Raw genomic sequence first — 6,000 nt, 5'->3', positions numbered from 1 at the left:
TGGTTAGCTATATTTTTTACTTTGCAACAGAACCTTCTTTTAAATAGTTTATAAGCCTAAAGCTAAAATACAACAACTGTTGAAGATAGTAAGCGTGAGACAAATTTAATATTCTTCATCTATAGGATTGAATATATCCGTATTTCCACCTTGTTCTTGCACAATTTTAGATGCTACTTCGTTTCCCCATATACAAGCTTTTTCAATACTTTGGTTATCTAGCAAACCTGCTATAAAAGCTGCTGTGTGTGAATCACCAGCGCCTATAGTATCAGTTACAGGAACCTTTTCCCCCTCTAAAATCTTAACTTTACACTTATTTGCTATAAGAGTACCTTCGTTGCCTAACGTAACTATCACAGGTTGATTAGTCTGTTTACTTACTTCTAATGCCGCATCTTTCACATGATTCTCACTACTCAATTGTAATATTTCATCTTCGTTGGCATGTACTATTGTGTTTATTTCAAGCAACTTCCTTATACTCTCACAGTTCATTTTATTAATCCTTGGTGAGGGGTCAAAAATAATTGTAGTTTTCTCGTTTAAACGACTAAATTCTTCTAATAAAACTTCGTCTGAAGGAGGTTCAAAAGAATAACCTGACACATAAATATAATCATACTTATTAAGATCAATTTCTTTAAACCAATTATTTTTCCAAGTCATTTCAACTCCAGGTATCGTTAAAAAAGTGCGTTCCCCATTATTTTCAACGATACATAACGTCCAACCATTATCACCTAATATATTATTTAATAATGAAGTTTTGCCTTCTTTTTTTAACTTATTTTCAATAATTGTTCCATTAGGACCATCGCCAACGGGCACCATCAAATCATAATTAGCTTTGAACTGACTAAGTATATCGCCTACATTATATGCGCAACCACCTACTATTGTCTTCTCAGAGTGGGCAAATTCGTCCGATCCACTACTTGGTATACTATTAACATTTAAAATCACATCAATAACAGCACTGCCGATCACCAAAACCTTTTTTTGGCTATTAATCTGGTGATATTCTCTTGATGAACTTTTCATTTTTTAGCCTTCTTTCTGTGAGTATTTAAAGAAATATTAAATATATAATATAAAAATCCGCTAACCATAAATGTTACAATTATATCAAAACTTGAAGAAGTAAAAATGTTTATTAATGCACCTACTATTACTGCTATACTCCAGACCATTACTGTTTTAATATTCAGACTATTATACTGGGGATCGCAAACCAATTTTTTTTCATAGCCTATATTTTTTCTCAATGTTGCATAATCAACAATGAAAATTGCAGACCAAGCAGCTAATCCAATACCCAAAACTCCTAAAAACATTTCAAAAAAAGCGAGAAAATTTCTGGAAACTACTAAGACATAAATAGGAATGGCAATAATAATAATTGAATGAATAATAATAACTGTAGAATTTTTTACTTTCAAATCAAAAGTACTCATAATTAATCTTGAGGACTTTAAACCTAAAAAACACATAGGAGTAAGGCCACCTAAAGCAGATATTAAGTAAATTACTGTCATCCAATTTGGTAGTACTTCGCTAATTAATAAGATTGGATTTTCTGCATTTGCTAATTGTGGCTCTGAAGTAGCTAATAAAATTCCAGTACTTATAATGATAAATAAAGGGATAAACGCGCCAGCTGTAACACTAGTGATTATTGATAAAGAACTGTTCGATTTTTTTTGAAAACGGCTATAATCTGCAGCTGCGTTAGTCCAAGTCAATCCAGTCCCTACTATTACAAAGGCTAATGCAGGTAGAAAACCTTTAAGCCAAGACCCAGATTTCATAGAAAAAAGAGCGTTCCAATCAGTATTAGTAATTAAAATTGTTATAACTAATAAGGTTAATGCACCAAATACATATGTGAAAAATGTTTGTACTGATACAAGTACTTTTTGTGAAAAAAGAACAGATATAATAACTAGCCCAGCAAAAATCGCTAAACTCATCAAAATTAGAAATGTACTAGTCTTAAAACCAAAAGTATTGAATAAAGCCAGAAGAGTTAAAGTTCCTGTAGAAACATTAACAGATAACCAACCAACTTGACCTACCCAGCCAATTAAAGCAGGTATATGATTGCCTTTAAATCCAAATGGTGCTCTTGAGAGCATAAATGTTATAGCTCCACTATCTCTACCAGCTACACTTATATAACCAACTAGAACAAAGGATAACGGTCCTATTATAGCAATCAAAATTGATTGTAAAAAGCTCAATCCGTAACTTACTATGACAGCGCCATAAACTATCCCGAGAATACCTAGATTGGCTGCAAACCATATAAAAAATAAGTCGATAGGTTTCCCGTTTTTTTCACTTTCAGGAAGAAAGATTTCTTCTTTTTCCATAACGAACACCTCGATTTTTTATAACATTTTATTTTTTTCGAGCGTAGTTGCATATTGTTCTAAGTTCACACTATTGTGTTTGTCGATAGTCTCTATCCAAAGTTTTTTAAAATTACTATATCCGTATTTAGCTCCCGATATAGCAGTTGCCATAGCGCCAATTGTGTCAGTATCCCCACCGATATTCGCACAAAAAATTGCGCATTTATTGGGGTCTTTACAAAAATAAGCAATTGCCAAAGCAGTGGGGACCGATTCAGTTAATGATGTTCCGCATCCTATCACATCATAAAGCCAGAGCGAATATTCTTCCTCACTTTCGAAATGATTGGCAAACTGAACTGCTAATTTTAATCTTTCTGCTATTGATGCAGAAAAAGTTTGTTCTCCTTCTTTAATAGCTATATCGTGAATATCCAAAACGCCTTCTATAATTTCTTTCCAATTCTTATCTTCCGCTGCCAATGTTACTGCATAAGCAATCATACTAGCTCCGGCTATTGCAACATCACTTGTGTGAGTAGCTTCACTAATTTCCTTAACATAATTTACAAGCTCTACTTTTTGATCTTTAGAAAATAAAGTACCAATAGGAGCAATTCTCATAGCCGACCCATTAGTTAATGCATTTTTTGTATAGAATTGGGAATCTTCTCCTTGTATTATTGCAGTTAAAGCTGCTTTAGAACTTGGGCCAAGAATATTATTTTTAAATGCGTTTGTAGCATTGGCCCATTCAATCAATTCGTCTGCTATGATTTTTTTTGAAGGTTCAAAATGATTTTTATTTAGTGCATCAATGATTAGTAGTGATTGTGCAGTATCATCTGTAAACTGTCCTTTGGTGAAATTTCTGGCTACCTTATTTTCATAAGGACCATCTAAAAAAGTTGTGATTTTCCCAAAAAAATCTTTAATTTTGTTGCGATTCCATAATTCTGAAGGCATACCTAAAGCGTCTCCAATAGCTTGGCCATATAAAGTTCCTAATATTTTATCTTTCATTATAAAACTCCCTTCTTGTCCACTTATACGTACGAGTTAATTTTTTATTTTAGAGCGCTTACATTTTATTGTCAAAATTTTAATATAAATCCCTTCCTTTTATACTATACACAATCTATTTTTTAGTTTTATTTGTGATACGCTTCGCCTCTCATGATCTTAAATGCGCGATAAATTTGTTCTATCAATATGACGCGCATCATTTGGTGTGGGAAAGTCATATTACTGAATGATAAAGAGTAATTGCTGCGTTGTAAGACGTCTTGGTGTAAACCATTGGAGCCACCTATGACAAATGTAAAGTCGCTTTGACCTTGTGTCATGCGTGTTTGTAGTTCTTTAGCGAGTCCTTCTGAAGACAACATTTTGCCTTTGATTTCCAACGTGATTACTGTAGATTGGGGTTTAATCTTATTGAGTAGGCGTTGCCCTTCTTTTTCTTTGACTTGTTCTATTTCTTTGTCGCTCATATTTTCAGGTGCTTTTTCATCTGGTACTTCTATTAATTCGATTTTCGTGTAAGGTCCTAATCTTTTTTCATATTCTGCAATGGCTTGCTTCCAATATTTTTCTTTTAGTTTTCCAACTGATAAGATAGTAATCTTCATTTTATCCTCCAAAAGTACATGATTTATTCGAGTTATCCACAAGTTATACACTTATGCACACAATTCCCTCTTAGTATAACAATTAAATTAACATTTTCTTAGTGTTTTTTAAGAATTATACACAGATTTAAAGAAATATATTGTGAATTTGTGGATAAGTCTGTGAATAATGTGGGTATTGTACACATTTCTGGATAACTATTGTCTAATCAGTGGATAACTTTACGGTCGTCTTAATGTTCTTTTTACAATTATTCCCTATATTTCAGACCTTTTAGACTCACTTACTTCAAATACCGTCATTGATATTCTATTTTCCACACGCATCTTTTTTAGCCTAAATTAATATCACCATTATATTTATGTAAGCGAATTATCATCTAGCAGTATATGTATCACCTCTACCTGAGTCTCATCAATCATCATACGACATTCAATCAAATATATGAGTGCTCCACTTTCACCCCAATTAAGCATATAATCAATTAAATGAATTCATATTAACTATGATGATATTGACTTGATAAAGTCTCACATGACAATGCTTTGAATTATAAAATAATAATGAAAGCATTGGTAGATCATTTATTGAGTTGAATCATACATGTTTTGAACATAAAAACTCACTTTTATATTAAATAGTATGTCCACTAACTATAAATACAATATATTTAAATATTATTTAAATGTCAATTTTTATTTTGTTACAATTTATAAATGTTTTTAAATTGTAACTTTATATTTAAGCTTTTATGAGAGTCTTAATATTTTATTTATTCATATTTTTACAACATTACTTTTTTATCAACTAGGAAAATATTAGGAAGTGTAATATAAATCACAAAGCGTGTAAGACATCGTTCTCCCCCTTCCATGATGCGCTTTCATTTCAAAAAAAATCCCTAAATCAATCATTCATGCACTAGCCCAATTAAACTAACACGTAATCATTCCCTGCACTTCTCCTGACCACTTTTCCAAAAAAATAACCTACTTAAGCGCAATACTTAAGTAGGTCGTTTGTCTTACCTCTATTCAATTATAGTGTATAAATCGGTGTGGCTTGTGCTTTATCGGTATCGCAAAGCAATACTTCTTTCTCTGTATCGATATCATGTTCGTTGAGCACTTGTCCAACACTCATGCGTGCGAGGTCTTTCATATTATTGTCTTGTGATAAATGAGAGAGGTATATACGTTTCGTATTACCTGTAATGACATCACTCATCGCAAGACCCGCGTCTTCATTGGATACGTGACCCATATCACTTAAAATACGTTGTTTCGTCTTCCATGGATAGCGACACATGCGTAACATATCGACATCGTGATTACTTTCAAACATAAAGACATCACTACCTTGAATCATACCTTTCATACGATCTGAAACGTAACCAGTGTCAGTAATCATCGTGAATTTCTTATAGTTATTGTGGAAAATGTAGAATTGTGGATCAATCGCGTCATGTGACACGTTAAATGATTCTATATCAAATCCTGCAAGTGATTTCGTTTCATATGGATTAAAGATAAATTTCTGATCCATTGGAATGCGACTATCTTTCTTCTCTATCGCTTTCCATGTATTCTCATTCGCGTAAATCGGAAGTTTATATTTACGTGCTAAGACACCAAGACCTTTAATATGATCGATGTGTTCATGTGTCACTAATATTCCGTTTAAATCCTTAATGTTTCTGTCAATTTGGCTGAAAAGTTCTTCCATCTTCTTGCCAGTTAAACCTACATCGACGAGTAGGCTACCTTTCTCACTTTCTACGTAAGTGGCGTTACCTGTACTACCACTTGCTAATACACTCATACGTATCAAGCGACTCATCCTTTCTCATATTTACCATAGTTATTTGTTTATAGGGCTGCGGGGGAACTCGAGTGTCTTACGCTTTATTGAGTTACTTCGACTAAGTTGGGTTTCACTCAATGTTGATTTTTTATCCTAAATTGCGTAGATATTTTAAAGTTTCGATATTCTTTAATACAATTATTCAAAT

At 32.8% G+C, this 6,000-nt stretch carries 5 protein-coding genes; all 5 read right to left on the bottom strand.

Annotated features, from left to right (window positions below; all coding sequences use genetic code 11):
• Positions 1–105: 105 nt before the first annotated feature.
• Entirely contained in the window at positions 106–1,044 is a 939-nt protein-coding gene (locus HMPREF3058_RS04995; RefSeq protein WP_002499504.1) for a PfkB family carbohydrate kinase, read from the bottom strand.
• Positions 1,041–2,375: a purine-cytosine permease family protein gene (locus HMPREF3058_RS04990; protein WP_002499503.1), complete on the bottom strand. Its 1,335-nt coding sequence runs from the start codon at positions 2,373–2,375 to the stop codon at positions 1,041–1,043. Before HMPREF3058_RS04990 ends, HMPREF3058_RS04995 begins: the two co-directional genes overlap by 4 nt.
• An 18-nt stretch (positions 2,376–2,393) precedes the next feature.
• Positions 2,394–3,380, bottom strand: coding sequence for an ADP-ribosylglycohydrolase family protein (locus HMPREF3058_RS04985; RefSeq protein ID WP_000653291.1), 987 nt, complete (start codon positions 3,378–3,380; stop codon positions 2,394–2,396).
• A gap of 128 nt (positions 3,381–3,508) precedes the next feature.
• Entirely contained in the window at positions 3,509–3,988 is a 480-nt protein-coding gene (rlmH, locus tag HMPREF3058_RS04980; protein ID WP_049386373.1) for a 23S rRNA (pseudouridine(1915)-N(3))-methyltransferase RlmH, read from the bottom strand.
• Between the two features lie 1,039 nt (positions 3,989–5,027).
• Positions 5,028–5,828 (bottom strand): MBL fold metallo-hydrolase, encoded by an 801-nt coding sequence (locus HMPREF3058_RS04975; RefSeq protein WP_002447628.1) that lies wholly within the window; start codon positions 5,826–5,828, stop codon positions 5,028–5,030.
• Positions 5,829–6,000 lie beyond the last annotated feature (172 nt).

This window comes from Staphylococcus sp. HMSC068G11 (assembly GCF_001815825.1).
In the GTDB taxonomy this organism is placed as follows: Bacteria; Bacillota; Bacilli; order Staphylococcales; family Staphylococcaceae; genus Staphylococcus; species Staphylococcus epidermidis.
Note: the sequence above shows the minus strand (reverse complement) of the source record. Positions and strands in the feature narration are given on the sequence as shown.